At 56.2% G+C, this 24699-nt stretch carries 30 protein-coding genes; 18 read left to right on the forward strand and 12 right to left on the reverse strand.

Features of this window, described 5'->3' with window-relative positions:
* Positions 1-56: 56 nt before the first annotated feature.
* Positions 57-323 (reverse strand): Txe/YoeB family addiction module toxin, encoded by a 267-nt coding sequence (locus OS189_RS18190; RefSeq protein WP_267168762.1) that lies wholly within the window; start codon positions 321-323, stop codon positions 57-59.
* Positions 320-571 (reverse strand): type II toxin-antitoxin system Phd/YefM family antitoxin, encoded by a 252-nt coding sequence (locus OS189_RS18195; RefSeq protein ID WP_036743750.1) that lies wholly within the window; start codon positions 569-571, stop codon positions 320-322. The genes OS189_RS18190 and OS189_RS18195 overlap by 4 nt, the downstream gene beginning before the upstream one ends.
* Positions 572-682: 111 nt before the next feature.
* Between OS189_RS18195 and OS189_RS18200 the strand changes: the two genes are divergently transcribed.
* Positions 683-1867 (forward strand): hypothetical protein, encoded by a 1185-nt coding sequence (locus OS189_RS18200; protein ID WP_267168763.1) that lies wholly within the window; start codon positions 683-685, stop codon positions 1865-1867.
* Positions 1868-1957: 90 nt separating this feature from the next.
* Here OS189_RS18200 and OS189_RS18205 read toward each other — a convergent pair whose 3' ends face one another.
* Positions 1958-2557, reverse strand: coding sequence for a hypothetical protein (locus tag OS189_RS18205; RefSeq protein ID WP_267168764.1), 600 nt, complete (start codon positions 2555-2557; stop codon positions 1958-1960).
* Positions 2558-2814: 257 nt separating this feature from the next.
* Here OS189_RS18205 and OS189_RS18210 point away from each other — a divergent pair, with 257 nt between their 5' ends.
* From OS189_RS18210 to OS189_RS18245, 8 genes are all read left to right on the forward strand, one after another.
* Entirely contained in the window at positions 2815-3444 is a 630-nt protein-coding gene (locus tag OS189_RS18210) for a tyrosine-type recombinase/integrase (RefSeq protein ID WP_267168765.1), read from the forward strand.
* A 5-nt stretch (positions 3445-3449) separates the two neighbouring features.
* Positions 3450-3701, forward strand: coding sequence for a WGR domain-containing protein (locus OS189_RS18215; RefSeq protein WP_066009070.1), 252 nt, complete (start codon positions 3450-3452; stop codon positions 3699-3701).
* Positions 3702-3865: 164 nt separating this feature from the next.
* Complete coding sequence (locus OS189_RS18220) at positions 3866-4129, forward strand: BrnT family toxin (RefSeq protein WP_152494733.1); 264 nt, start codon at positions 3866-3868, stop codon at positions 4127-4129.
* Complete coding sequence (gene brnA, locus OS189_RS18225) at positions 4116-4331, forward strand: type II toxin-antitoxin system BrnA family antitoxin (protein WP_037931637.1); 216 nt, start codon at positions 4116-4118, stop codon at positions 4329-4331. The genes OS189_RS18220 and brnA overlap by 14 nt, the downstream gene beginning before the upstream one ends.
* Positions 4332-4420: 89 nt before the next feature.
* A complete protein-coding gene (locus tag OS189_RS18230; RefSeq protein WP_267168766.1) occupies positions 4421-5071 on the forward strand; it encodes an N-6 DNA methylase in 651 nt (216 codons plus the stop codon).
* Entirely contained in the window at positions 5068-6654 is a 1587-nt protein-coding gene (locus OS189_RS18235) for an Eco57I restriction-modification methylase domain-containing protein (RefSeq protein WP_267168767.1), read from the forward strand. The genes OS189_RS18230 and OS189_RS18235 overlap by 4 nt, the downstream gene beginning before the upstream one ends.
* A complete protein-coding gene (locus OS189_RS18240; RefSeq protein WP_267168768.1) occupies positions 6647-9187 on the forward strand; it encodes a DEAD/DEAH box helicase family protein in 2541 nt (846 codons plus the stop codon). The genes OS189_RS18235 and OS189_RS18240 overlap by 8 nt, the downstream gene beginning before the upstream one ends.
* A gap of 60 nt (positions 9188-9247) precedes the next feature.
* On the forward strand, positions 9248-9754 hold the full coding sequence (locus tag OS189_RS18245; protein WP_267168769.1) for a hypothetical protein: 507 nt from the start codon (positions 9248-9250) through the stop codon (positions 9752-9754).
* 43 nt (positions 9755-9797) lie between these two features.
* Here OS189_RS18245 and OS189_RS18250 read toward each other — a convergent pair whose 3' ends face one another.
* The 5 genes from OS189_RS18250 to OS189_RS18270 all read right to left on the reverse strand — a co-directional run bounded on the left by OS189_RS18250 (position 9798) and on the right by OS189_RS18270 (position 13593).
* The gene (locus OS189_RS18250; RefSeq protein WP_267168770.1) at positions 9798-10763 is read right to left on the reverse strand and encodes a toll/interleukin-1 receptor domain-containing protein; all 966 of its coding nucleotides are present in this window, start codon (positions 10761-10763) and stop codon (positions 9798-9800) included.
* A 19-nt stretch (positions 10764-10782) separates the two neighbouring features.
* Positions 10783-11673, reverse strand: coding sequence for a reverse transcriptase family protein (locus OS189_RS18255; RefSeq protein WP_037240915.1), 891 nt, complete (start codon positions 11671-11673; stop codon positions 10783-10785).
* Positions 11670-11975: a helix-turn-helix transcriptional regulator gene (locus OS189_RS18260; protein ID WP_037240913.1), complete on the reverse strand. Its 306-nt coding sequence runs from the start codon at positions 11973-11975 to the stop codon at positions 11670-11672. Before OS189_RS18260 ends, OS189_RS18255 begins: the two co-directional genes overlap by 4 nt.
* A 45-nt stretch (positions 11976-12020) precedes the next feature.
* Positions 12021-12188, reverse strand: a complete 168-nt coding sequence (locus tag OS189_RS18265) for a hypothetical protein (RefSeq protein WP_156108168.1) — start codon at positions 12186-12188, stop codon at positions 12021-12023.
* Between the two features lie 520 nt (positions 12189-12708).
* A complete protein-coding gene (locus OS189_RS18270; RefSeq protein ID WP_267168771.1) occupies positions 12709-13593 on the reverse strand; it encodes an ArdC family protein in 885 nt (294 codons plus the stop codon).
* Positions 13594-14047: 454 nt separating this feature from the next.
* On the opposite strand from OS189_RS18270, the gene OS189_RS18275 reads away from it, so the two are divergent.
* Positions 14048-14905 carry a DUF7946 domain-containing protein gene (locus tag OS189_RS18275; RefSeq protein WP_502226669.1) on the forward strand — a complete coding sequence of 286 codons (858 nt, stop codon included), beginning with the start codon at positions 14048-14050 and terminating at the stop codon, positions 14903-14905.
* Positions 14906-15137: 232 nt separating this feature from the next.
* A complete protein-coding gene (locus OS189_RS18745) occupies positions 15138-15398 on the forward strand; it encodes a DUF3892 domain-containing protein (RefSeq protein WP_194098759.1) in 261 nt (86 codons plus the stop codon).
* A 57-nt stretch (positions 15399-15455) separates the two neighbouring features.
* Here OS189_RS18745 and OS189_RS18280 read toward each other — a convergent pair whose 3' ends face one another.
* The 3 genes from OS189_RS18280 to mobQ are packed head-to-tail and all read right to left on the reverse strand — an operon-like array spanning position 15456 to position 17510.
* Positions 15456-15875, reverse strand: a complete 420-nt coding sequence (locus OS189_RS18280; RefSeq protein WP_267168773.1) for a hypothetical protein — start codon at positions 15873-15875, stop codon at positions 15456-15458.
* Between the two features lie 2 nt (positions 15876-15877).
* Positions 15878-16189, reverse strand: a complete 312-nt coding sequence (locus tag OS189_RS18285) for a hypothetical protein (protein WP_267168774.1) — start codon at positions 16187-16189, stop codon at positions 15878-15880.
* Between the two features lie 19 nt (positions 16190-16208).
* Entirely contained in the window at positions 16209-17510 is a 1302-nt protein-coding gene (gene mobQ / locus OS189_RS18290; protein WP_267168775.1) for a MobQ family relaxase, read from the reverse strand.
* 214 nt (positions 17511-17724) lie between these two features.
* Between mobQ and OS189_RS18295 the strand changes: the two genes are divergently transcribed.
* The 7 genes from OS189_RS18295 (at position 17725) to OS189_RS18325 (ending at position 24496) form a co-directional block, all read left to right on the forward strand.
* Complete coding sequence (locus OS189_RS18295) at positions 17725-18012, forward strand: mobilization protein (protein ID WP_152002698.1); 288 nt, start codon at positions 17725-17727, stop codon at positions 18010-18012.
* Positions 18009-19853 carry a type IV secretory system conjugative DNA transfer family protein gene (locus OS189_RS18300; RefSeq protein WP_267168776.1) on the forward strand — a complete coding sequence of 615 codons (1845 nt, stop codon included), beginning with the start codon at positions 18009-18011 and terminating at the stop codon, positions 19851-19853. The genes OS189_RS18295 and OS189_RS18300 overlap by 4 nt, the downstream gene beginning before the upstream one ends.
* Positions 19854-20170: 317 nt before the next feature.
* Positions 20171-21199, forward strand: coding sequence for a replication initiator protein A (locus OS189_RS18305; protein WP_267168777.1), 1029 nt, complete (start codon positions 20171-20173; stop codon positions 21197-21199).
* A 59-nt stretch (positions 21200-21258) separates the two neighbouring features.
* Positions 21259-21930: a ParA family partition ATPase gene (parA, locus tag OS189_RS18310; RefSeq protein ID WP_267168778.1), complete on the forward strand. Its 672-nt coding sequence runs from the start codon at positions 21259-21261 to the stop codon at positions 21928-21930.
* Positions 21931-22280: 350 nt separating this feature from the next.
* Entirely contained in the window at positions 22281-22967 is a 687-nt protein-coding gene (locus OS189_RS18315) for a DNA-processing protein DprA (protein ID WP_037931693.1), read from the forward strand.
* Positions 22951-23577, forward strand: coding sequence for a phosphoribosyltransferase (locus OS189_RS18320; protein WP_234973794.1), 627 nt, complete (start codon positions 22951-22953; stop codon positions 23575-23577). The genes OS189_RS18315 and OS189_RS18320 overlap by 17 nt, the downstream gene beginning before the upstream one ends.
* 100 nt (positions 23578-23677) lie before the next feature.
* A complete protein-coding gene (locus tag OS189_RS18325; protein ID WP_267168779.1) occupies positions 23678-24496 on the forward strand; it encodes a GIY-YIG nuclease family protein in 819 nt (272 codons plus the stop codon).
* Positions 24497-24556: 60 nt separating this feature from the next.
* Here OS189_RS18325 and OS189_RS18330 read toward each other — a convergent pair.
* Positions 24557-24699: type II toxin-antitoxin system YoeB family toxin (locus OS189_RS18330; RefSeq protein WP_267168780.1), on the reverse strand; the 143-nt coding region annotated here is incomplete at its 5' end.

Consider the following 24699-nt stretch of genomic DNA (forward strand, 5'->3'; position numbering starts at 1 on the left):
ATGGCTACGCCCCCGCTCTGTTCACAACCATCTCCATGAAGCAACAGACAGGAAATTCAGTAATGGAACCGCAGTTGCGCAATCTCTAGGCTTTGGCGATCGCCAGCTCCACTGACCCGGTAGACCATTCGATCTTCCTGAGAAATTCGCCGCGACCACCAGCCTGTCAAATCGCCCTTCAAAGGTTCCGGCTTGCCGGTTCCCTTGAAGGGGGTCCGCTTGCACTGCTTGATCAGCTCGTTGATCCGGTCGCGTACCTTGTCGTTGGTGTTGACCCAGTATTGATAGTCTTCCCACGCCTGATCGGAAAAAACCAGCTTCACTCGGTCAGCTCACGCTCTTCGCCAGTTCCAGCATCGAGTTGCGCGATCGACGCGCGCAAGCGGGATGCATTTTTCGGTGTGGACAAGAGGTGCAACGTCTCGTTGACGGCGTTCCAAGTGTCCAAGGACACGACCACAACGGACTCGCCCTTCTTGCGCGTCACGACAACTTCCTGCTTGTCGTGGATCGCTCGATCCATGACGCCCTTCAGTTGAGCTCGTGCGTCTGAGTAGGTCATAACATCCATGTCGACTCTCCTTTGCTTTCCTCTATATGTACAACATTAAGTACAAGTAAAGGGGTGGTACGAAGGCGGCAGTCAATTTCATGGAGAATTTACGAGAGAGAAAGGGCTCACATGAATGACATCGTTACCCGCCCCGCAGAGGAAATGTCTCGCGAAGAACTTTACGAACTGGTCTGGCAGACCCCCATGAGCAAGCTTGGTGCCCAACTCGCGACGAACGGGCCAGGCTTGGCCGCTCTTTGTCGAAAGCGCCAAATCCCTACGCCACCCTTGGGCTACTGGCAGAAAAAGGCCGTTGGCCGTGCTCCTGAAATGCCTCCTTTGCCGTCATTCGAACCGCCCCAAAAGACCTCCCCTTCAATCAAGCCAGCGCGGGGCAGTGGTAGACCGCTAGTACCTGCGTCCGTCCCATCTCGCGACGCTGAGTCCGTTGCGGAACTAACACCCTTCGATGAAAACGACGAAAGCCTTGACCATATGCGAGCGCTGCACCCGAAGGTGAAGGCATGGGTCGCAGAGCACCGTCAGCTACAGGAGAGCCGTCGAGCGGAAAACCGGCAACGGTCGCGCGACTTTTGGGGAGGATCACTTCGTCATATCAGCGACCTCACTGCGCGTGACCGATATCGCTTCAGGGTGACAAGCACCCTGTTTCGCGCGATCGAGAAGCAAGGGGGACAGATCGGCGAAGCCAAGCTTACAGGCAAGGTGACGTTCCTTGTCAGCGATCAAGAGCTCAAGTGCGTAATCGCTGAGAAAATGTCGAGGGCGACAAAGATTATTGAGGGGGCAGGGAAGTGGACCGCCTTTCCACATCACCACCAAACTGGCCTTGTTTCTTCTGGTTTCCTGCGCGTGAGGTTCGATACTTATGTCAATGGTCGTAGTCGCGACTGGATTGAAACGTCCAAGAAGAAAATGGCGATTATCCTGCCCGATATCGTTAGCGCGATTATCGCGGCAGGGCCACTTTTGGCAGAGGCCGCGCGCGAGCGTGAGGAGCGACATCGCCGCTATGAGCAAGAGCAAGCAGAACGTCGTGAGCGCCAAAGAAGACAAGAGATTGATCACAGGCGTTGGAGCCAGTTTCAGGACCACGCGGAAAATTGGCGTGCGCGCGCGCGGCTTTTGGTGTTCATCGAAGAGCTACGCCACCGTCTGCAAATTGAGGGTGATGCCGATATTGAAGGTAGACCTCTCAGCGAGTGGATTGTCTGGGCCGAAGAACGAGCCCTGTCGCTCGATCCGTTCCAGAACGGTCTGAAAGGGCTTTTTGAAACCATCAGCTCAGCCTGATTTTTACGTTTTCAAAAATAGTGTAAGCTTCTGTTAAAGCTGTCAAAATCCCAGTGCCCTGCCGCCCCACCGATAGGGCAAACTAAACTGCTATCCGCCTGCCTGGATGGCCTTGGCAAGTTCTATGAATTTGGCGGCTCGTTCATGCAGATAATCAGCTTCGCTTTGATCCAGCCGCGTTGCGGTTATCAGAGTACCCGCTTGGATATTGAGAATGCCGACTCCCGCCGAATCCGGCTTCGCCAATCGTAGTACGGTTAGAAAGCCTCGCTCCTTCTTCCTCGGTAATTGTTCTTTTCCAAAGTGTAAGAAGATAATTCTTCTCTGGTTGTTTTCTTCTGTACGCAAGTACCAAGCTGTTGTGATGTTTAGTTCAGAAATATTAGCCTCAATAGGGCTACGACCCTGCCAAATAAGCGCATGATCTTCCTTTAGATCAAGGTAGTTTTGGCACAGCACTTTGTATCCAGCTGACTTATTTGCGGAAACGCTAGAATGTAGATTCAGAAACTGTTTGGCCGTGATCTTCTGCTCTTCAAGGGCAGTCATTGCTTCGCGAAATTGCTTGTAGCGATCCTTGATGGGGTCATAAGGCAGGTTGAAATCGTCAATTATGCTTCGGGCTTTAGCCTTATCCTTACGCTTGTCTCCATACGCAAAATCAATGAACTGACTGATCCTAATTTTCATTTTGCTATCCTACTTGGCTTCATAGGCAACCTTACGACCGCACGACTCCAAATAAAGAGAATTTTGTTGATCACAGTTGGCGACGTCACAACAGAACCCTTCCAGCCTTTATGCAAGCTTTATTTCAAAAGCTCGCATAGACCTGCGGCCTGATAACCCAAGAAAATATGGGAAAAGTGCAGCACCTCACAACATCCCACTTCCGTCATGCAAGGTTTACGGGTATTATATCGCTATAACCTCGCAAGGATTTATCCGTGAAAGCTGCTGTTGAGACCACCTGGAACAAAGGCCGCGTCGTGGGTAAAAAACCACCGCTGACGCCCGACCAGGTATCCCTGATCCGGATGATCCTGCGCCAGGAAAAAGCCTTGCGTGATCTGGCACTGTTCAACACCGCCCTCGACACGAGTTTCCGGGGATCGGATCTGGTGCGGTTGCGGGTGGCCGATGTAGCCACCCCGGCCGGGGTGCGCGAGATCGTCGAAATCCGCCAGAAGAAAACTGAGGCCCGCAATGCCCGTCCGGTTCAGGCGCGGCTATCCTCAAACACGCGCGACAGCCTGCGCGCCTATCTCACCGCCTCTGAAAAGCCGCTGCACGGCTGGCTGTTCACGGGGCAGGGGGCACGGTGGGCCGACACCCACCTCAGCGAAAGCCAGCTTTGGCGGCTGTTCCGCTCCTGGCTGGAAAAGGCCCACCTCGATCCCAGCCTCTACGGTCTGCATTCGCTGCGTCGGACTTTCCCGACCCATATTTACCAGCAAACCGGCAACCTACGCGCGACCCAACTGCTGCTCGGCCATGCCAGTATTGAAAGCACCAAAGAATACATCGGTACCGAACAGGCCGAAGCCCTCGAAATTGCGCGCAAGTATCACCTGTGACGGCCATGCAGACCTATCTTGAGAAACGCCAGCCTGCGCAGAAAATGGCCCGGTTCTACCGGATGGCGGTCATGCCGAACCTGTTCGGCGAATGGACGCTGTACCGCGAATGGGGCCGCATAGGGCAGGGCGGTCAGGTTCGGATGGATTGGTTCGAGGACGAGAACCAGGCCGTTGCGGCTCTGGTCACCCTGGAAGCCTCCAAGCGTCAACGGGGCTATTGGGTGGAGCCTCAGCAGCTGGCGATGTTCAGATGATAGCGTGACGGACTCGCACAAGCCTCTTGACTGGCCAGCAACGCCGCCCGCATGTCCTCAGGACATGCGGGCGGCGTTGCTGTTTTTTAGCTGAGTAAATCTCGTCATTGTAGGTCGGCTGAAAAGTATAGTAATTATACCATTTTCAACATATATTGCCCTTCATGAAGTTCGAGTATGACCCCGACAAAAGCGCCGCGAACCGTGAAAAGCACGGGATCGACTTTGATGAGGCCCAGGCCCTCTGGGATGATCCTTATCTGATCGAGGCCCCTGCCAACGTCACGGATGAGCCACGCTTTCTGGCGGTTGGCATGATTGGGGCCAGGCACTGGACGGCTGTCTACACATACCGGAGCGACCGGGTGCGGATCATCTCCGTGCGCCGCGCTCGCACGCAGGAGATTGACCACTATGAAAGCGACTGAATTCGACGAACGGTTTGAGGCGGGCGAAGACATGTCCGCCCATGTCGATTGGACAAAGGCGCGCCGCCTCAATGTCGAGGCCAAGCGGGTGAACGTGGATTTCCCGACTTGGGTCGTCGCAGGTCTGGACCGGCAGGCCCAGAAGCTCGGCATCACCCGTCAGGCACTGATCAAGATGTGGATCGCTGAACGCCTAGAGTGAGGCGCGCGCTGGCCCGATCGCGCCGAGCCTTTCACCAAATAAATCAATACGCCCTTGGATAAATCTTTGCCTGCTGACATGAATAAACCATGAGCCTAATCAAGTCGAAAAAACGTGTAGCCGATCATGGCGAAGTATTCACTCCGGAATGGATGGTGGATGCTATGCTTGATCTGGTGAAAGAAGAGTCGGAACGGATCGACTCGCGGTTTCTGGAACCTGCCTGTGGCAGTGGCAATTTCCTTGTGAAGGTCCTCAAGCGGAAGCTTTGCGCAGTCGAATTAAAATTCGGGAAATCTGAGTTTGAAAAGCGGCAATACGCGCTGCTTGCCCTTATGTGCGCTTACGGCATCGAACTTCTGGAAGACAACATCATCGAATGCCGCGCCAACATGCTCGAAGTGCTGGCCGATTACCTGCGGATCGACGAAGCTGATGATCTGTATGGGGCCGCCTCCCATGTGCTGTCACTGAATCTGATCCAGGGCGATGCCCTGTCGATGAAAGGGCATGACGGCGCACCGATCACCTTTTCCGAGTGGGGCTATCTGGGCAAGGGCAAGTTCCAGCGGCGGGATTTTAGGCTGGACGTGCTGACAGGCTCGTCAGCGTTCAGCGCCGAAGGAACCTTGTTCTCTCACTTGGGCAAGCACGAGATTTTCACGCCCACGAAGACCTACCCGCCGATGACCGTTCGTGATCTGGCCGCACGGGGCGACAACCCGCAGGAGGCCGCATGAATATTGAAGAGGGCTTTGCCCTACGCGGGCGCAACCCGGATGTCCTGACCTGTATCGCGAACCTATCGAACGATGAGGTGTTCACCCCGCCGGAATTCGCCAACCGGATGCTGGACACCGTGGCGGCAGCTTGGGCGGCAGATCATGATGGCGCAGATATCTGGGCTGACCAGACTGTCAAATTCCTCGATCCCTTCACAAAGTCAGGTGTGTTCCTGCGGGAAGTCACAAAACGACTGATCATGGGGTTGGAAAGCGAGATTCCGAACCGGCAGGAGCGGGTAGACCACATACTGACCCAGCAAGTCTTTGGCATTGGGACCACCCAGTTAACAAGCTTAATGGCGCGGCGCAGCGTCTACTGTTCGAAATTCGCTAACGGAAAACACTCTGTGACGCGCCGGTTCAACAGCGAAGTTGGGAACATCTGGTTCGAACGGACAGAGCACTCTTGGACCAAGCAAGATAAGTGCAAATACTGCGGGGCCAGCAAAATGACGCTGGACCGTGGAAAAGACAGAGAATCCCACGCTTATGCGTTCATACACACAGACGATATCAAAGCTCTGATTGCCGAGATGTTTGGAGACGAAATGCAGTTTGACGTAATAATTGGCAACCCACCATATCAGTTGGCAAGTGATGGCGGCACAAGGGACGTGCCGATCTATCAGAAATTTGTTGATCAAGCAAAAAATCTTCAACCAAGATATTTATCAATGGTCATACCGTCTCGCTGGATGGCATCGGGTTTGGGACTAACCGAGTTCCGGCAAACTATGCTATCTGACAAAAGAATACGAGAGCTGGTCGACTTTCCTGCAGCTAGCGATGTTTTCCCCGGCGTAGAGGTGAAAGCAGGTGTTTGCTATTTTCTTTGGGATGAATCCCACAATGGTACGTGCAACGTAACGACTGTGCGCGGGAATGAAGTGATAGGCCCATTGGCTCGCGATCTTAACGAGTATGATGTTTTTGTCAGAGAATCTCGCGCAATTTCCATTTTACACAAAGTTCTTTCGCACCAAGAGGATTCAATAAACTCAATTCTTGCAAGGGATAAGGAGTTCGGTTGGACGTCAAATTTTGACGGTTTTCACAAAAAAGAAGCCGAAGGCGATATCCCTTTGTACTATATCAGGAAAATGAAACGGGATGTTGGTTACATCGAACGCGCCGATGTTAAGAAGAGTCGAAATCTGATTGACTGCTGGAAAGTACTTGTGCCCCAAGCATTTAATGGAGGCGATGGCTTACCCCATCAAATTCTAGGAAAACCACTTATTGCACCAGACCCATCAGTATGCACTCAATCGTTTCTCTTCTTCAGAGTATCATCAGAGGAAGAGGCGAAGAGCCTAAAGTCTTATTATTCAACAAGGTTTTTCAGATTTTTAGTTTCCGTTAGGAAGATTACCCAGCACGCCACACACTCGACATACCTATGGGTTCCCATGCAATCGTGGGATCGTGTGTGGACCGATGGCGATCTATACAAGAAATACGGCATTACATCGGAAGAACAGGAATATATAGCCTCTCAAGTTCGAGCGATGGACCTTGGTGCTGAAGACGATGCATAAGCCCACCATCGACGACATCCTCTCCCCAAAGCCGGAAGCGCGTCCACGCATCTATGCGTATTCCATCGCGAATGAGACCCATGAAGGCCTGCTGAAGGTCGGCCAGACCACACGGGATGTGAAACGGCGGGTAGCTGAACAGCTGCGCACAGCAGCGATCACCAATTTCCGGATCGAGCTGGACGAACCCGCTGAACGCGATGATGGCACTATTTTTACTGACCATGATGTGCGCGCCACACTGATCCGTAGGGGGATCGAGAACACAAGCCTGGAATGGATGCGCTGCACGCTGGCCGATGTCCATACTGCTCTGACAGAGCTACGCACAGGCCTGCGGTTCAGCGGCACGCACCATCAAACCTTCCCCATGCGCCGTGAACAGGCAGAGGCCGTCAGGCAAACCCACGCCTACTATCATTCCCGCTGGGAAGAGGACATGCACGCCGTTCCACGCTTCTTGTGGAACGCCAAAATGCGCTTCGGCAAGACCTTCACCTCGTATCAGCTCGCCAAGAAGATGGGGGCGAAACGCGTGCTGGTGGTAACCTTCAAGCCAGCCGTCGAAGACGCCTGGCAAAGCGATCTGGAAAACCACGCAGATTTTGACGGCTGGCAATATCTGTCAGTCAAGACCGGTGGCGACCCGACACAGATCGACCGAAACAAACCTGTCGTCTATTTCGGCTCGTTTCAGGACCTTCTGGGCCGCGATGCACGCGGCAACATCAAGGCCAAGAACGAATGGCTCCACACCGAAAACTGGGACCTAGTCGTCTTTGATGAATACCATTTCGGCGCATGGCGCGAGACAGCGAAAGAGTTGTTCGCAGGGGAAGAAGATGAGATCGCCCGCGAGGAAGCCCGGCTTGAAGACGCCAAAAAGCTGAAGGACCGGATCGCGGACCTGCAAGAGCCGCTGGAACCTGAAACCGAGTTTCTGCCAATCACGACAAAGGCCTATCTCTATCTGTCAGGGACGCCATTCAAGGCCCTGTCCACGGGCGAGTTCATCGAAGAGCAGATTTTCAACTGGACCTACACCGATGAGCAACGGGCAAAAGCTGCCTTTGCAGCCGCTCACCCAGACCAGTGGAATCCTTACGGTTCCCTGCCGCAGATGCGGCTGTTGACCTATCAAATGCCCGACGAGCTGCTGGCCATTGCCAGCGCGGGAGAGTTTGACGAGTTCGATCTGAACGAGTTCTTTGCCGCCACGGGGACCGGAAGCAAAGCGCAGTTCAAACACAAGAGCGACGTTCAAAAATGGCTGGACATCATCCGAGGGCAGTATGCACCAGGCGCAGTAGATAGCCTGAAGACTGGAACGCGACCACCGTTCCCCTATTCGGACGTACGGCTTTTGCCTTACCTGCAACACTCGTTCTGGTTTCTGCCGAACGTGGCAGCCTGTCATGCAATGGAAAACCTACTGACCGAGCGCCAGAACACGTTCTGGCATGAGTACAAGGTCATCAGCGCCGCCGGCGCGAGCGCCGGGATAGGGCTTGAGGCCCTTCCTCCAGTGCGGCGGGCGATTGGAAGCGGCTTCGATAGCAAGAGCATAACCTTGTCGTGCGGTAAGCTGACTACTGGTGTCACGGTCAAGCAGTGGTCCTCCATCCTCATGCTGCGAAACCTGAAATCTCCCGAGACATATTTTCAGGCGGCATTCCGGGTGCAGTCGCCATGGTCCATCAAGAACCCCAACGGGGACAACCCGCATGAAGAAGAAATCCTGAAGCCCGTGTGCTTTGTGTTCGACTTCGCGCCAACGCGTGCCCTGCGGCAGTTGTCCGAATATGGGATCGGCCTGTCCCCCAACGAAGCGAACCCTGAGAACGCAGTGAAAGAGCTTGTGTCGTTTCTGCCGGTGCTCGCCTATGACGGCGCGAACATGTACCAGGTTGACGCGGGCGGTATCCTCGACATCGCAATGGCGGGGACATCTGCGACACTGCTGGCCCGGAAATGGGAAAGCGCCCTGCTGGTCAACGTGGATAACGAAACCCTTCGCAAGATCATGGATAACCCTGAAGCGATGGCCGCTGTTGAACGCATCGAAGGCTGGCGTGCCTTGGGCGACAACGTCATTGAGACCATTATCAACAAGAGCGAGAAGGTCAAAGATCTGAAGGCAAAGGCCAAAGAGCGCGACCTGACCCCAAAAGAAAAGAAAGAGCTCTCCGCTGAAGAGAAGGAATACAAGTCTGCTCGAAAGTTGGTCCAGGAAAAACTGATCAAGTTCGCCACTCGCATTCCTGCGTTCATGTACCTGACAGATTTCCGTGAAAACACCCTTCAGGATGTGATCACCAAGCTCGAACCCGAGCTATTTCGGACGGTCACCGGCCTGACAGTCCAAGATTTTCATCTCCTGGTTCGACTTAAAGTATTCAACACAGAACAGATGAATCAGGCGGTCTTCGCCTTCCGCCGATACGAAGATGCGTCATTGAATTACACTGGGATTGATAGTCATGAAGGCCTGTCGAGTTATGGCCTGTACAATACCGTTGTCGCCCGAGAATAAGGGCTAATCGCTACGTTTTTAGCATGGTTGACCGCGTATACAGCCAGTTCAGGTGATCTTATGGAAGTTCTATTTTCAACAACTCTCAAGCCCATGGCCGACTTCGAAGTGGGAGAAATTGGTCTCTGCAACTTTGGCAGAGGGGCTGAACTGGCCATGCTTGTTATCAAACTCAATGAAGATCTTGGTTTCGTTACAATGCATGACCAAGGCGATGACCTATTCAGTATTCACTATGTGGAGCACAGACCTGACCTCTGCCTCTCGTATGGCCAGAACTGGAAGCTGGTGCTCGACCCCACTGGGGATATCCAAATGGGAGGCTATGCCTCACCTGAAATTGGCGACATCATCATGTGGAACGGTGCCTATGGCTTATGCGCATTCCAGTCCCGGGGGCCCATGAAGAGCAAAGTCAACTGTCCGCTGACAGGCACCAAGCCTGACAGGTCACCCATCGAAGCAGTATTTAGGTCATGGAAAATTGTCCTCAACGAGAATGATCCCGAGACTAGCCTCGCGCCCGTGATCTTCCGTCATCCCGCCAAGCAGGTTTCGCAACCTTGATGAAAACATCAGAAAACAGAAACCTTTGAAGGTGCCGCAGTTGTCACTGAAGTGGTTGCACAAACATCTGCCAGTAAGTTTCTGCCGCACCCTCAAACGTCAGCTTCTGGTCTCTGTTTTGGCCGAAGTGCGCCATCCCCATACTCCGCAGATACAGGGTTTGCTCATCGGCCTCGACGGTTAGGCTCTCATTGAACCCGTTGGTGTCTGCATTTTCGGTCGCAGTGTAAGCAATGCCCCCCATATGCCGCCCCCCCATGAATACGGTACAGCGGCTCGCAGCCTGACCATTATGATAGGCAACAGCGCTGAAGCGATTTGCGTCAAGCCTGCGGAACGACCCGTCAATCTCGGGATTACGAACAGACAATTCAGAAAGCGAATTCTCGAAATATTTTGCCATGAAATCAAACGCCTCAGTCTGGAATGCATCACGATCACGATCCGTGAACGTTTTGGCCACCCGCAGATTACTTGACCGGATCACTTGATCAGGTGTCGATCTGTTGACTGACTGCGTATTCTGCATGTTGCTGGGTGCCGCAGACGGCCTGGTGACCGCTTGTGAATTACCTATGCGCTTTGCTGCTGCCTGAACGGCTTCGGCGACGAGACGGAACGCATGGTCGATATCCGGCCATTGCGTGACCGGGCGGCCGTCCGTTGGCGAGGCCATCAACTTGCCGAAGGGTGAGCCATGCCAGAGGCAATCGCGCAAAATGACCGGGATCACGATGGCCTCTCCCGCCTTGTGCCGTTCCAGTGCACGGGTCATCTCGATCTCATAACAATAGTCGGAGTTTAGAAAATCTGGGCTTACCAGCAGTAGGATGATCTCATCGGCTTCAATGTGCGCGTCGATCTCACCGGCGAAGTCCTGCCCAGCCTCAATACGGCGGTCGTGCCAGGTCTCTATCAGGCCTTGACGCTGAAGGATTCTGAGCTGGCGTTCAAGCTGGTCTCGTAGTGCTTCGTCAGCGTGGCAGTAGGAAAAGAAAACAGTCGTCATGTAAATCCATCATTGAAAATCAGTGAACATTATTGCGCGCCAAGATTTGTCGCTCGGTACCTTCACGCCCTATTAGGGAGGCCATCTTCTGAGCCTTCTCGTATCCTTCGGGCAGCTTCGCGACCTCTGCCCTCAGTTTATGACGCTCCAGATGCTGGACGTTTGGCATGAGAAGCGTTCGATCTCGCACCACGACGCCCGTCACGACGACCGGCGCATTAATCTGTCCGATTTCCTTTGACGCTTTGAAGCTGTGACCATGGTGGGCAAGCCGCTCCTTGATCGCATGGATCAGCACCCCGGGAACGCTTTGCCCAGAAACTGTTATGTCATCGACATACACGCTAACCTGGCATCCTGCATCACGGGTCAGCTGATCAATCTCGTCCCACATGTCAGCGTAGGCCCAAAAGGCCAGCGATGGGCTGGCAGGGCTTCCGGCTGGCAGAACCCCGTTCAGCGTTGTGAGATCAAGGAGAACCTTCACTACGTCGGGAGGGCACCCGAGATATTTTCCAAAGAACCATGCTACCTTGCTGGCTGTGCAGCTCGGATAGAAATCTTCGATGTCGAGAAGATGGAACGCTGCTGCACCGCGATGCCGTGCGGCATTGTCGATGTTCGAGCGACCGCGCACTGGCGACATCAGGTAGTCCGGAGTTTTCACCCGCAGCAGCAACTCTCCGATCCGCCGTTGAATACGCTTCAGATCGCCCCGTGGTGCAAGGACAGGACGGAATGTTCCGTCTTTTTTCTTCTTGCGCAGAGGCTTGTAGAGATCGGGTGCGGCCTTCAACTCAGCAAACTTCTCGGAACTGGTCTGTAATAGTTTGAACAACTTTTTGCGTGTGCTGCACCGATAGAGGGCACATTGATCGAGGGCATAGGACTTGTCGCGGCGCTTCGTCATGATGACGCTCGCTTCCGCTCGATCATCCTCAGAAAATCAAGTATCTTGTCAGCGACAACCCCACGCGCTTTCTCGATAGCGCCCGGCGTCGTGCCTTCTGTCAGCTTCTCGTCAAAAAACCAGATCGAACTGACTGGCAGATCAAACTCTTCGGCGTATCGTGCAACGATTTCCTGACTTGGCACTTTCCGGCATCGTTCGATATCAGAAAGGTGCGATTGGGAAATATCGAGACGTTCTGCCAACTCGTTCTGTTTCAGGTCATGGAAGACCCGGATCAATCTCAGTGCCTCACCTAGCATTCTCGGTCCTCCTTTCGCCAAATGCGAACATTAAGGGTCGCGCGGTTAGTCGCCGGACAACCGGGACAGCCATTCGATGAGGTCAAAGAGTTTCCCCATCCCCCAGGCTACCCAGAATGCGCCCTTTAACAGGCGAGACTTCCACGTCGGCTTGCGCTTCCGTTTTGTCTCGCGTGTCCCACGCTGGCTGATCTCGTCGGTGTCGTAAGCCATGTTATGGCCTCCTCTGCTGGCCCTGCCGCAGGATTGCGGAAGGGTGTCGCCACCAGCGCGAGGAACGGAGAGACCGTCCTTATCCCTTATGCTGGCCCCCCGGGGTCGCCCGGGGGGCCGCCGCCCCGCCGCCGCCACAGGGGCCGCTTGGGGGGTAGGCGTCAGAGGGAACTAGCCCCTCCACGGATCGGTGAACCGACCCTAAGTACAGCGATTTTATTCCGAACCGAACCGAAGCGCGGCATACCGATAAGACATAGATAGGATCTTCTTTGTGCGATACAAGATCGCTAGGAGCGATTTTTTTATCCTATCTCAAGGGGGCACTCTGTCACTATACGACTTCAGGTGTCCGGGCATTCATGCCCGTCCGCGCGAAGCGCCGGGCCTGTCGGCGGGTGGCCTCTAGGCTGCCTGTCGACAGGTCACCCTGAAACCGTCCCCGTCCAGGATCAGATCACAACGGAACAAAGCCCCCGCCTGTTGACGGGGGCCTCGATCATTTCGGCGGTGCGGGCTGTTACTCGGCGGCCATCCGGTCGGCCTGCGCGGTGCGCTCCATGATGTAATCCACGGCCTTCTGCGCCTCGGACGCAGCGCGGAATATTGCGCGGCTGTCTTCCTTCATCGCGGCAAGCCACCCCTCGACATAGGCGGCGCTCTGGTCGAATTCAGGCTCCACCCCGATCTGTGCGCAAAGCATGCAGTTGCCGATTTCCGCGACCAGCTCCTCGAACGCATAGGCCTTGCGATCATTGAACCGGCCCAGACGGTCCAAACGCTTTGTCGCCCCTGTCCAGTGGGTCAGCTCATGCGCCAAGGTGCCGTAATACCCTGCGGCCCTGTGAAAGGTCGCGATCGGCGGCATGTGGATGCGGTCGGTCTTGATGTTGTAATAGGCGCGCGGTTCCTCGGTGCTGTCGATCTGCGCGCCGCTCGCGGCAAAGAATGCCTCCAACGTGGGATCGGCAACGGTGCCAAGATCGCGGGGCGGATCGGGCAGGATGTAAAATTCAGCGGGCAAACCCTCGATCTGATCGGCATTGAACACGCGGTAAGCCTTGGCATAGGGGATCTGGCGTTCCTCGCCGTTCTCGTCCTCGCGCTCGACGGTGCCGTATTTCACGACCGTAGCGGATTTCTCGCCCTTGCGGACATGGCCCCCAAGCTGCTTGGCCTGATTGAACGTCATCCAGCGGGCAGAGGTATAGTCCTTGGCCATCGCGGTCGCCCAAAGCATCAGGATATTGATGCCTCGATAGGCTTCGCCGTTGAACCGTTCCGGCAAGCTGACCGATGCCCCGCCGCCGGTCCACGGCTTGCGCCAGGGCGGCGTTCCCGCCTCGATCTGCACGATGATCTGATTGGTGACATGGGAATAAACGTCAAACTTCTCTGCGGTCATTTGTGACCCTCCTTCGCGTGACGCGGTCCGGGTCTGCTCCCCTTTCCGCCAATGGGCGGGCCTTCCTGTTCTGTTGTTTGGAATGCCCATGCATTCCGAACGGCAGAGCAGGTAAGGGCAAAGCCCGTCCTGCGGCCTGGCGGGGCCGTGACAACCGGGTGGAGGGCGTGAATTTGGGAGGGAACCGCGCGCCTGCGCGTGGGAGGAACCGGAATTCTCGACCGGAACCGACGCCACAGGCGGCGCTTGCCGGTTTTCTCGGACCTGACAGGATGGCAGGCGGATCACCAGGATTTGGAAACTGTCAGGGATGGGGTGAGCGGGCGTCAGCCCGTCGATCCCCTGCCCTGTCTATCGCTCAAAGCGAGACTGGCACATTGCCGGGATCACAAAATCTCTTCTCTCAACCTGAAGATTTTGCTTTTAATACTGAACATTGAGCAGAAAGGTCATTATGCCTACTCTATCCCAACATCGAATTCGGATAAGCTATCAAGGTGGCCTTGCAGACGATCATTCCCTCCCAGGATATGACGGAGCAACATCGATTGATGGCATTTCTCGCGCCGTCCATATCGCCACTCACGCTTACATGACAGGAGAGGTAGTTTCGCGCGCGACAGCGCTCAGAAATGCCTCAATAATCATGAAGCCTGCACGGCAGGGAAGTTTCATCTTTGAGCTGATCGTCCTAATGGAAGCCAATCCAGCCACGACCGCAGCAGCGGTAGCCCTTACCGCAGCGCCATTTTATGACTTCCTGAAAGTGGCGTTCAAGAGAGCAACTGGTTTTCTGGATGCAGAGCCAGAAACGCCTCATCTCCGCAGTTTGTATGAGAGACGTGAGCCTCCTCCACTGCAGAAAACTCCGGTTGATCTCGACGACCTCGCTGAAAAACTGGAAGGCAGCCTTCAGGCGGCGCATCGACCAATTGGACCTGAGGGTACAATCAATCGTATCGACATCGGTCGGCCCCGAGAAACACTTGTTTCCTTCAACACCGCTACCAAGGATTGGGTTAACACACGGGAAGAAGCACCTGGGCTGACAGTGTACCAAGGTAACATGACCCGGTATAATTCTCTGTCGCGCAACGGACGCGCTTTCATTGACCAGCTGGAACGTGTCGTGCCTGTCAGGCCCGATGGCGACTTCCCAGCAGGTGATCTGGGTAACCTGACCTGGTCGCTTCACGGCAGTAATACGGGCACCCGAAACAAACTGCTTATGCGGGTGCGCCCCGTGACATCGGCGAGTGGTCAGGTCAAACGGCTTCTCTTGTCGGATTGCCAGGCAGCTCCCGAAGAATAGGCCTTGGGACGTGGACTTGGAAACTGTCAGGGTTGAGGTGAGCGGGCGTCAGCCCGTCGATCCCCTGCCCTGTCTATCGCTCAAAGCGAGACCGGCACGCTGCCGGGATCACACCCATTAAAGGGCGCTTCAAAAAGGAGCCGCCGAGGCGTTTTCCTTTTGTTCCAACTAATAACCTGCTATTGTGTGCCTCTTGTTGCGATTCATACTTCATGTAGAAGGACATTCAAAAATGGCTGATCGAAGAGTAACTGCATCGGGCAAAGATCGGGATGGAGATATCACCCGCCTATGTAATGGTGGGGAATACTGGTCACCCCGGTCCAAGGCTGACGCCATCAGCGACATTGAGAGCAGGACGCACAGCTATTTCGTCGATCGTGCTGGCTACCGAACCGATATTCATGTCGTCAACGAGGGCGGGAAGAAGTACCTGCGGACGTATGCGGACAAGACTTCTCAGAATAACCTAGACAACCTGCCTGACTGCTAGGCACAGAGCCGCGCTACTTGCCCCCGGCAAAACTGTCGGGGGCATTGCCGCGCAAAGTCAGCCGACTTGCTCTCTCGCCAGCATAATCTCGAATTCAACGGTGGAGCTTTCCTCGATGCCGACAACCCAGATGTTGTTCTGGGCATTACCACCGCCTTCGACTGAGACCGTGCGCCCGACCATCTCACCCCAAAGATATTTGCGAGCTTTCAGATATGCTTCATGCGCCTTCTGCCGCACGGGTCCGCAGGGCAAAAGGGCTGCATGCTCACGCAAATCGTCGAGAGCATTGGCGCTACCGCCGAACAGCAGGCAGGGTTCTTCCACCCCGTTCTGCCATAGAACATTCCCAGCGTCGGGCCGAAACAGCCCATGACAGCCAAGCCCTGGCCGATCAGGTGACACTACGAACGTGTACTTGATTGAGGCCGTGCGCCCGTCAGGCAAAACGAAGGGTTCACGATCATCCACGCGCATGTTCAAAGCGCATTCTGGTCGAGCATGGCATCCAGCTCAGCTCTGTTCTTTGGCCCAGCGACAAGAAGTTGCCGTGCTTTCTCATAGGCAAGCATCGACGCCTCAGAAGCGCCTTCTTCTGGATGGCATCCGCAACGCTCGACGACATTGCAGTAGTATCGGTATCCACCCCAACCTTCTTCACCGCTAATCCTCTCAAGGGCAGCGCGGACCAAAGATACGGTCGGCACTGGACCCGAAATTCGGGAGAATTCAGCGGCGTCGATCGGTCCACGCCGCTGAAGTTCCGCGATAATTTCCTGCACACTTTCCATTCAGTTTTCCTCTCTGTGCTTAACGTTCTCTGTCGCGATCGCGGTCCTGCCCGCGCTCGGACGCAGTATCACGACCGCGCCCAAGAATGTCATCTCGCCGCCCTTGGTCACGGCCCTCGTCGTCGCGGGCGGCAATGTCCCGTTCTACCGCCGCTGCATCCCGCTCCTGTCCGATATTGCGCACACGCCCAAGGATGGCGTCCCGACGATCTCGGTCTGGATCGTCAGGCGCAACCCTCTCCCGCCCGATGTCCGGCGCTTGCACCTCAGGTCGATCAACATCGCGCCCCAACACCGCCGCCCGACGCGCATCCATGTCGCCCCGCTCAGCAGCACTAGCCTGCGGCCTCTCAACCTCGCCCATAACCCTCTCCTTGATCCGTGACATCGCCGCCTCGGCGCGGCCCCAAAGCTGATCCAGCCGCTCGCGCGCAGTGGCAATGAAGGCGCGCCCCCGCTCCATCAGCTCAAGCCGCAATTCCAACTGCCGCCAGCCCAGCTCCAGGCGCTGTGCATTGCGCGCCTGCGTCGCGCGGAAGGCGTCGCCGCGCTCGGTGACGATCCCGCGCTTCTCCTGGGCATTGGCCGATGGGCCGATTTTCGGCTCGGGCTCGCGGCTGAGCTCGACCACCTTCTTCTCGTGCTCAAGCGCCAGCTCTTCCTGCCCGCCCCCGCGCGCCCGCTCGACCTGTTGCTCGGCCTCAGACCGCTGAACATCGAGCGACCGATGGTCGATCCGCTCCGACCGCCCTGCCCGCTCAAGCGCCGTGTTTGCGTCCCGCGCCCAGGCTTCGCGCCAGCCCATCAGAAGGTCCGGCGCATTCCAGCTGCGGTCCTTCTTCCCGAACCCCTCGCCGGTCAGCTCGCGCATGGTCAGCATGACATGCGCATGGGGCTGATCGTGGCCATCACGGGCCTTGCCCTCGTGAATGGCCACATCCGCGATCATGCCACGATCGACAAATTCGCGCTGAACAAAACCACGCAAGAGATCCAGGCGCTCGCCGCGATCGAGCTCGCGGGGAAGGGCCACTTCGATTTCGCGGGCAAGCTGCGCATCACGGCGCTTCTCAACCGCCTCGACGGCATTCCAGAGCTGGTCGCGATCGCGCATCCAGTCGGGCGCATTCTCTGGGGCCATGATCTCGGAATGAACGACACCGCCCTTGCGGCTGTAATCATGCTCCAACCCCTGCCGGTCATCCCGCAGCCGCCCAGCCGTCCGGTAGGCGGCGGCTGCGACCGATGACCGGCCCCCGGCCCGGCTGATCACTTTTGCTGTGAAATGATAGATCGCCACGCCTGGGACGCCTCTCTTCAAACAGGGTCCAGCGCCTGATTGCGCTGGTCGGGAGCGCGAGGGTGAAACCCTCGTTCAGGCGGCATCGCCGCCTTGGGGGGAAGCCGTCCGGCGCGGGGGTTTACCCCCATGAGGACGCGCACGTTGTCGAAGACAATGTATAAGCGCGCATTTAAATCTTTTCAACCTATCAATCCGCCACTACATTCGCCCCGATTATTCCCGAGGTTTCCCCATGTCCCAAAGCCGCCCGACCGACGCCCGGATCAAAGAACTGGCCGAGAAGAAAGCTCAGCTCGACGCTCAAATCGCAGCGCTCGATGCCCGGCGGCGTCTCTCCGAAAAGAAAGACGAAGACCGCCTCAAATGGCTCCTGGGCACTTTGGTCTTCGACCGTTTGAGCGCCGAACCTGCTCTTCAGAGCATCGTGCGGCGCGACCTGCCAGACCGCCTCACCCAGCGGGATCGCGACCGGGGGCTCTGGCAGATTCTGTTTCCTGACGCGCAAGAGGACCGGTCATGAGTTTTGTTTTGGAAGCCCGCCACTGGGTGATCATGATCGGTGCTGTGATCCTGGCCGCTGCCGCCCTGATCCTCGCTCCGCAAGCGGTCGCGATCTACCCGGTGACCACCTATGCCTTCCCGATCATCGCCATGGCCACCATCCTTGACACCCTCGGAACCGCCGCAGAGCGTCACAGGACACCGCTGAAGCTCCTCGCATGGGTCTGCCTGTGCGCTGCCGCCCTCACAGCCCTGACGCCCCTCAGAGCGCCGCTCAATGACATACTGGCGATTGTCCAGGCATGGACGGGCGCTGGCTGGCCCCTCCCCCGTGCCATTTGGGAAGGACTCAAGGGGCTGGCGCGGTATTCTGATCCGCAGAAACAGGCCATGGCGATCTCCTTCGCGCTCGGGGCCTTCGGCGTGGCTGTCGCTGTCAGCACCCCGCTGGTGGCGATCTTCAATCCGCGCATTGGCCGCAACCGCAAATCCCGCACCGGCCCCTGGCAAGCGGGATGGATGGACCCGCGTGACGTGGCCCAGCTGAAGCGCAACAAGACCGGCCTGCCCCTCGCCCTGCACAAGGGCAAGCTCCTGCGCTACGTCAAGAACGATGCGAAGGGATGGCGCGGCGGGCATCACCTCGTTGTCTCCGGCACACGCGGCGGCAAGGGCGTCAGCGCCGTGATCCCGGCGATCCTCGACCACCAGGGGCCGGTCGTCGTCCTGGACATCAAGGGCGAAAATTTCGCCGTCACGCGCCGCCACCGCGAAGAGCTCGGGCGTAAGGTGGCCGTCCTCAACCCTTTCGGCCTCGTCGAGGATGGAAAGGATCAGTTCAACCCGCTCGACTACATCCGGCCCCACGAGCTGGCGCGCGACGTGGCCCTGGTTGCGGACGGCTTGGTCAAACCGGAACAAGGCGACGGGGCACATTTTTCGGAAATGGCCCGCCAGCTGGTCGCGGCGGCGATCGAAGTGATCGTGACCCAGGAAGAACCCAACCGGCGCAATCTGATCGCCGTCGCCGATCTGCTTCTGTCAGCAAACCTCGACGGCACGCTTGAGGCCTGGGCCGAAAACGCCGACCTTGTCGGCCACCGCCCGGCCCAGACTGCTGCCACGATCCTGCGCGCAGGTGACAGAGAACGAGGGTCGATTCAAACAGCGGTCTCGAAAGCTTTTGAGTGGATGCAGTCCGACAACATGCGCCACTTCCTGGCCGGGTCCAGCTTCCGTATGGATGATCTTCTCGATGATCGGGTCGATCTCTTCATCGCGGTGCCGCTCGACCAGGTGGACAAGCAAGCGATCTTTATGCGCCTGTTCATCAACCTTGTCCTGGGCACGGTTGTGCGCCAGGACGGGCGGCGCAAGGTCAAGGCTCCGATCCTGTTGGTTCTCGATGAATTCGTACGCATGGGGCGCATGGAGCAGATCATGAACATCGCCAATGTCGCCGCAGGGGCCGGTGTCGAAGCGCTGTTCGTTACCCAGGATACTGGTCAGGTCGAAAAGGCCTATGGGCCAAACGATGCCCGGTCGATCTTCGGTTCTTGCATCACCAAGCGTGTCTTCAACCTCAACGATATCGAAACCGCCGAATGGGCAGCGCGCCACCTCGGGGAAAGCACGGTCTATTCTCAGCAAATTCGAGAGGGCAAAGCCCCGCACGAGGGCCGTGATTTTTCCTACTCGGAGCAGCGTCAGAAGCTCATGACGGCTGAGCAAATCACGGGCATGAAGGCAGATGATCTGCTGCTGTTGGTGGGTAACCGCAACCCGCTCAAGGCCAAGCAGAATGTGTATTTCAAGAGCAAGCTCTACCGGGGAAGGTTCGATCAGAACCCCCTGAGTTGAAAGTTGTGCGTTGGAATTTTGTTAAAGGTTTCGCGTTCTGAGGGAGTTAAATAGAGTTATAATAGAGTTACACCTTGGAAAATGCCCAACAACACCTTGAAACGAATAGTGTTTTCCAGAAGGCCGGTGTGTGAAATGACGAAGTTTGGTGTGTGAAATGACGAATCTGGGTGTGTGAAATGACGATAGCTTAGAAAAGTTATCCACAGGCCGTTGGTGTGTGAAATGACGAATCTTGACGATCGGTGTGTGAAATGACGATAGTGAGTCATGGTGTGTGAAATGACGAATCGTGAGCTGAGCAGAGGGTGTGTGAAATGACGAATGCACGCTCCCCGCTCCTGCCGGACCGGCATCCGCAAAAAGACCTGTTCGTTTGCGACATTGTGGACGCGGTGCCGAAGGGCGACATGGCCTCGATGGAACATCCTGTGTTTACCCTCTCGACCAAGCCGGACATGAAACCGCGACGCTACCAGAATGGTGATAATTCGATTGAGGTCTCACCGTCACGCTACGGGCTGGCCACAGTCCATGACCGTGACGTGCTGATCTACTGTATCAGTCAGTGCATGGCTGCACTCAATGAAGGCCGCAAAGTCAACCGGTCAATGCGGTTCAAGGCTCATGATTTGCTGGTGGCGACGAACCGTCAGACCTCGGGCCAAGGCTACCAGCTCTTGAAGGATGCGCTGCGGCGTCTGCAAGGCACGCAGATCGAGACGAATATCCGCCAAGGTGGCAAGGAATATTTTAAAGTGTTCGGCCTGATCGAGTCCGCGGAAATCGTTCGGGAGACACGTGACGGTCGGATGCAGGATGTCGAGATCACACTGTCGGATTGGGTGTTTGATGCCATCGAGAACAATCATGTTCTGACATTGAACAAGCAGTATTTTTTCCTCCGAAAACCGCTTGAACGGCGACTCTATGAACTGGCCCGTAAGCATTGCGGCGCACAACCCAAGTGGAAGTGTGGGCTCGAACTCTTGCGCGACAAGTGCGGGTCAGGCTCAACCACGAAAGAATTCAGGCGATTGATTTCGAAGATCATCGAAGATGACGCGGTGCACGACCATCTTCCCGACTACACCATGAGCATCGAAAGCGATAATGTTGTCTTTCGCCCCAAGGTGGCTGAGGCGGTGATCGCCCCCTCCTTCCTAGCGTTGCGGTTCAGAAAACCAGATACACATGATGAGGCGCGGCGTCTTGCGCCCGGGTGGGACGTATACGTGCTGGAAAACGAGTGGCGGTCATGGGTGCATGACAAGGCTATCGACGTGAAGGATGCCGATAAGCACTTTCTGGCCTTCTGCAATAAGCGAGGCGCATACCAGAATTAAAACGCACAAATGTGGGTTTGTGGCTTTACGCTTTCCCACGAATGTGGTGAGGTGGACTCATGATCATATCTTTCCTGAACCAAAAAGGCGGCGTCGGCAAAACCACCCTATCGGTGAACGTGGCGGGCTGTCTGGCACGCCAAGGCCACCGGGTGCTTCTGATCGACGCTGACAAGCAAGGCTCGGCCACAACATGGGCAAGTCTGCGCGAAGATGCGCCCTTCCAGGTTGTCAGCATGGCACGGGCCAACATGGCGCGGGACGCGCTAAAGCTTGCCCAAGACTATACTCACACCATCATCGACGGCCCGCCGCACGCGGAGGAGATTGCCCGATCTTGTATTGTTGCATCGGACTTTGTGGCGTTGCCCATCGAACCGTCCGGTCTCTCGACGTGGGCATCTGACCTGACAGTGCGTCAAGTCAAAGAAGCGCAGGAATTCAAGTCTTCCCTCAAATGTGGGTTTGTGGTTTCCCGCAAAATAGGGAAAACTGTCATAGGGCGAGATATTCGCAACATGGCTGCCGAGGCGGGTTTGCCAATCCTAGCAAGTGAGATCGAGCAACGGGTGGCCTTCGCTGAAGGTATGACCATGGGGCAAACGATTTTCGAGTGGGCTGGCGATAGCAATGCGGCCCGCGAGATCAACCAACTAACGAAAGAGATTGAGCGGTATGTCGAAGAAGACATTTTCGGCGGCTCCGAAGCCGAAGCAGCAGCCAACGGATGACCAAATCCTCGCGTTTGAACGTGGTGGGGCAGGGCATGACACAACACGGGCAGACAAGCCGGTCGCGAAGACCATGCCGGATGAGCCGACCAAGCGCCTGAGCCTTGATCTTCCGGCGAGCCTGCACACGCGATTCAAAACGGCGTGCAGTGCGACGGATCGGAAAATGGTAGGTGAACTCCAAGCCTTCATTGAACAGCGCACGCAAGAATTGGAAGAGGATGCGGGCATAACCCGCAAATGAACAAAAGCACAAATGTGGGTTTGTGTGAAATATTGCGCAGGCGGGATTTGTGGCTTAAAAACAAAGGGGAGGGCGGCGGCGCAAGAAACGTCACCGCATGATGAGAATGCATGCAGAGCTGAGAACGAGAGAAGCCCTTGGGCCATTCGGCCCGGTCGAGGAAAAGAACGCACCAGACGTGTTGTACACGGCGGGTGATACCGCGCTTTTGACCGAAGGCTCGCGCGTGGCGATTGTCGGCTCAAGAAAAGCCACCCCGGACGGCATCAAACGAGCACAGGCTGTCACTCGTGCCTTGGTGCAGCAGGGTATCATTGTCGTCAGCGGCCTAGCCGAAGGCATCGACACAGTGGCGCATAGAACTGCGATAGAAGAGGGCGGGCGCACTATAGCTGTGCTCGGCACGCCCTTATCCAAGGCGTACCCGGCCACGAATGCCGGTCTACTTGAAGAGATCAAGCGTGATCACCTAGCGATTTCCCAGTTTCCCGAAGGTTATCCAGGCAAGAGCGAGAATTTCCCGCGCCGCAACCGGACGATGGCGCTCATCTGCGATGCTACCATCGTGATCGAAGCAAGCGAGAAGAGCGGGACCCGCCACCAGGGATGGGAAGCTATCCGGCTTGGCCGCGATCTCTACCTGCTTGAGAACGTCGCAACCAATCCGAACCTAACTTGGCCGAAACAGCTCATCGAGTACGGAGCACAAATCCTGCGCCGTGAAGACCTACCCGATATCTTGCTCGATATTCCGAACTACACTGCTGGGGGCGTTCGTGCCTTCGAGCTATGAGTATGGCACCTTCGCCAACTATTCCCCACGCGGTAGCTCGGAGCTGTCTGTAACCTCCCGAAAAGCCTGTGGCGCGATCAAGGCTGGCCGGGTCAATGTCATCGCCTCGACCGTTCCGCACCTGCAAGACTCGAAGGCGGACGCTCTGCGGCCTTTTCTCGGGCCTGATGTCACCTTGGTGCCGGTACCGCGCTCGGCGCCACTCCCCGATGGGGCGCTTTGGCCTGCCAAGGTGATCTGCGACGTGTTGCACGAGCACGGGTTCGGCCAAGATGTACAAACCTATCTGAAAAGAACGAGGGCTATACCGCGTTCGTCAAATTCACCGGCGGCGGAAAGACCACTTGTCCCTATTCACCTGGAAAGCATCGAGGCGGAGAGACCGTTCTTCGTGCCGAACAAGATCACCATCGTGGATGATGTTCTGACCATGGGACGGACAAGCTTTGCTTGCGCGGAACTCATTCGGGCTGTCTGCCCGGACGCAGAAATTCGTATTTTTGCAATGATCCGGACGCAAGGCCTGCAAGAAGACATTGAGAAAATTGTTGATCCGGCCATAGGCACCATCATTGGCTACCCATCCGGCAAGACCCACCGTGACCCATAAATGAAAAGATGTGGGTTTGTGGGTATGTGGCGGAAATGGGAATTGAGTTATTAAGACAAATTACGAAAGATGATCACAGACTGACTGACAATAGGCATAGATGCTGAATAACCATAAACAATTCCTGGCATGGAGACGGCAGGTCTTTGTCCGCAATCCACATCGAGATCTGAATGCTCTTTACACTGGGCTTAAGCAGAGAAGCGGCGTTTACTTGATCGGCTGCGCGGAGGAGATTGTCTACATAGGGCAGTCATGGGACCTGACGGAGCGACCAATTGATAGCTTGGGCCGTTTCTACCACCGTGTTTCTGACGTCTCACTGCCGTGGTCTCTCGCTCTGGCACCCTGCCCACCTGACGAGATGCACGAAAGGGAAAGCACGGCCATTCGTTCCTTCGCCCCAAAGTTCAACACATCGATCCCAAGCATCCCTGCGAGCGAGGGACGGATGCCAGAGATTATCGGCTACGCTGCTGTCTTTCAGGATCAGATCAGTTCAGGCGGGGCTTTTGACGAGGGAAACCTTCGTCGGCAAATGGAGCGCGCAGCTGAAAACCCTTCACCACCTTGGCGGCAGGGGAAACAACGAAGGAAAACCGGGAAGCGCGAGCCGAAGCCCGAGTTGCCGCCGCTTGATCCTCCAACGCAGCTGACGGGAGACTCGCTTCGAGAAGCGTGGCAGCGCTACGGCGTCCCGTCTGATGGAGCTTTGATCTATCCGATCAATCTCTGCGATGATGGCTCAGTCGTGACCCGTGACGGAGAGATTATCGGTACATGGTCGATGGACCAGTACGAAGCACCTTCGTTTACGCCAGACGATGCGATTATTCCCTTATTCGAAGCACCTTTGGTCGGCCTTCTATGCATGCGCATACGCGAATGGCACGAAAGCAAAACTGGCGAGAAGCTATAGAGCTATGGCTACGCCCCCGCTCTGTTCACAACCATCTCCATGAAGCAACAGACAGGAAATTCAGTAATGGAACCGCAGTTGCGCAATCTCTAGGCTTTGGCGATCGCCAGCTCCACTGACCCGGTAGACCATTCGATCTTCCTGAGAAATTCGCCGCGACCACCAGCCTGTCAAATCGCCCTTCAAAGGTTCCGGCTTGCCGG

The organism is Sulfitobacter sp. F26169L (assembly GCF_026410285.1).
Classification (GTDB): Bacteria; Pseudomonadota; Alphaproteobacteria; order Rhodobacterales; family Rhodobacteraceae; genus Sulfitobacter.